Genomic DNA, 2,352 nt, shown 5'->3' with positions numbered 1-2,352 from the left:
GTTTACCGTTTCTAGATCTTGGGTGACCTCCTGAAGAACGTCCTTCACCACCACCCATTGGGTGATCTACTGGGTTCATTACAACCGCTCTTGTTCTTGGTCTTCTACCTAACCATCTGCTTCTACCAGCCTTACCTGATACAGTTAATTGGTGATCTGAGTTGGAAACAGAACCAATCATTGCCATACATTCAGTAAGGATCATTCTTGATTCTCCTGAAGGTAACTTGATGATTGCATATTTACCATCTCTGGAAGTTAATTGAGCTGAAGAACCAGCACTTCTTGCTAAAATTGCACCTTGTCCAGGCTTCATTTCAACACAAGAGATTACAGTACCCAATGGAATATTTTTCAATTTCATTGCGTTACCTACGTTTGGTTCAACGCTTTCTCCTGATACTACTTTCTGATCAACTTTGATACCGTTTGGAGCGATGATATATCTCTTCTCTCCGTCTGCGTACTCTAATAAAGCGATAAATGCAGTTCTGTTTGGATCGTATTCTACAGATTTTACAGTTGCTTCAACGTTTGCTTTGTTTCTTTTGAAGTCAATAATTCTGTATTTCTTTTTGTGTCCACCTCCGGTGTAACGCATGGTCATTTTACCTGTTTGGTTACGTCCACCTGACTTTTTAATACCAACTGTTAGAGATTTCTCTGGTTTGTTGGTAGTAATTTCCTCAAAATTGTTTACAATTCTGAATCTCTGTCCCGGGGTGATAGGTTTTAATTTTCTAACAGACATTACTATTATTTATAATTAATAATTAATTTACAGCAAAAATATCGATAACCTCACCTTCAGCAAGTTTGATTACCGCTTTTTTCAATTTATTTGTCTTTCCTACTTGAAGACCTTTTTTAGTGTATTTTGAAGAAACCTTCGGAGCATAAATCATTGTGTTAACGTCTGCTACTTTTACACCGTAAGCTGCTTCAACAGCTTTTTTGATCTCGATTTTATTCGCCTTAGGATTCACTAAGAAAGAATAAGAACCTCTTAAATCTGTAAGGTAATTAGCCTTTTCTGAAATAACTGGTTTAATAATAACTGACATGATTTATTTCTTTAAATTTTCCTGGAATTTTTCAACTGCACCTTCGAAGAAAATGATCTCACCAGCGTTTACTAAATCGTAAGAACTGATCTCGTTGAAGTTCATTACTTTAGTTTTAGGTAAGTTTCTTGAAGATAAATACACATTCTTATTAGCTTCAGGAAGAACGAATAAAGATTTTTTACCGTTAAGTTCCAATGCATTTAATACATTGATGAAATCTTTAGTCTTAGGAGCGTCAAAGCTCACATCTTCTAAAACTTTAATGCTGTTGTCTCTCATTTTCTGAGATAAAACAGATTTCTTAGCTAACCTCTTAAGAGCTTTGTTCAATTTGAATCTGTAGTCTCTTGGTTTTGGTCCGAATACTCTACCTCCACCTCTGAATACTGGAGATTTGATATCACCGTATCTAGCAGATCCTGATCCTTTTTGCTTCTTAAGCTTTTTAGTAGAAGCAGTAATTTCGCTTCTTTCTTTTGCTTTATGAGTACCTTGTCTTTGAGCAGCAAGATACTGCTTAACTTCTAAGTAAACCGCGTGCTGATTTGGCTCAATTCCGAATACTGTTTCGTCTAGAGTTACTTTTCTTCCGGTCTCTTTTCCTGATGTATTTAATACTACTAGTTCCATTTTCTGATAATTACATAAGAATTTTTAGCTCCCGGAACAGCACCTTTTACTACTAAAAGATTTTGTTCTTGATCAACTTTTAACACTTGAAGGTTTTGAACAGTTACCTGCTTACCTCCCATTCTTCCAGCCATTCTCATCCCTTTGAATACTCTTGAAGGGTCTGAACCAGCACCGATAGAACCTGGAGCTCTAAGTCTGTTGTGCTGACCATGAGTTGCCTGCATTACACCTCCAAATCCGTGTCTCTTAACAACACCCTGGAAGCCTTTACCTTTTGAAGTTCCTGTTACGTCAACATATTCACCTTCAGCGAATAGATCAACTTTTACTTCTTCTCCTACTTTTACTTCATCAACGAATTCTCTGTAGAATTCTACTAATTTAGCTTTAGGAGCAGAACCAGCCTTTTTAAAATGACCAGCTAACGCTTTACCAACGTTCTTCTCACTCTTGTCATCGAAACCTAACTGAACAGCTTTATAACCGTCTTTTTCTAAGGTTCTGACCTGTAAAACCGAGCATGGACCAGCTTGAATAACTGTACAAGGAATGTTTTTTCCTTCTTCGTTAAACAAAGACGTCATACCGATTTTTTTACCAATAATACCTGACATTGTTTATATTATAATAAAATTTATCCTTTATTTATCAC

General features: G+C 36.4%; 4 protein-coding genes. All 4 read right to left on the bottom strand.

Going from position 1 to position 2,352, the window contains the following annotated elements; all coding sequences use genetic code 11:
* Positions 1 to 751: 50S ribosomal protein L2 (rplB, locus tag GB932_RS22600; RefSeq protein ID WP_156759817.1), on the bottom strand; the 751-nt coding region annotated here is incomplete at its 3' end.
* 22 nt (positions 752 to 773) lie between these two features.
* The gene (gene rplW, locus GB932_RS22595) at positions 774 to 1,064 is read right to left on the bottom strand and encodes a 50S ribosomal protein L23 (protein WP_002983204.1); all 291 of its coding nucleotides are present in this window, start codon (positions 1,062 to 1,064) and stop codon (positions 774 to 776) included.
* Between the two features lie 3 nt (positions 1,065 to 1,067).
* Positions 1,068 to 1,697 carry a 50S ribosomal protein L4 gene (rplD, locus tag GB932_RS22590; protein WP_034694672.1) on the bottom strand — a complete coding sequence of 210 codons (630 nt, stop codon included), beginning with the start codon at positions 1,695 to 1,697 and terminating at the stop codon, positions 1,068 to 1,070.
* Positions 1,688 to 2,314 carry a 50S ribosomal protein L3 gene (gene rplC / locus GB932_RS22585; RefSeq protein ID WP_002983195.1) on the bottom strand — a complete coding sequence of 209 codons (627 nt, stop codon included), beginning with the start codon at positions 2,312 to 2,314 and terminating at the stop codon, positions 1,688 to 1,690. The genes rplD and rplC overlap by 10 nt, the downstream gene beginning before the upstream one ends.
* Between the last annotated feature and the right edge of the window lie 38 nt (positions 2,315 to 2,352).

The organism is Microbacterium karelineae (assembly GCF_009745985.1).
Lineage (GTDB): Bacteria > Actinomycetota > Actinomycetes > Actinomycetales > Microbacteriaceae > Microbacterium > Microbacterium karelineae.
This window is presented reverse-complemented; position numbering and strand designations above follow the sequence as displayed.

Coding starts and splice junctions, on each gene's coding strand:
- rplC (WP_002983195.1), bottom strand. CDS start 2,314: ATGTCAGGTATTATTGGTAAAAAAATCGGTATGACGTCTTTGTTTAAC.
- rplD (WP_034694672.1), bottom strand. CDS start 1,697: ATGGAACTAGTAGTATTAAATACATCAGGAAAAGAGACCGGAAGAAAA.
- rplW (WP_002983204.1), bottom strand. CDS start 1,064: ATGTCAGTTATTATTAAACCAGTTATTTCAGAAAAGGCTAATTACCTT.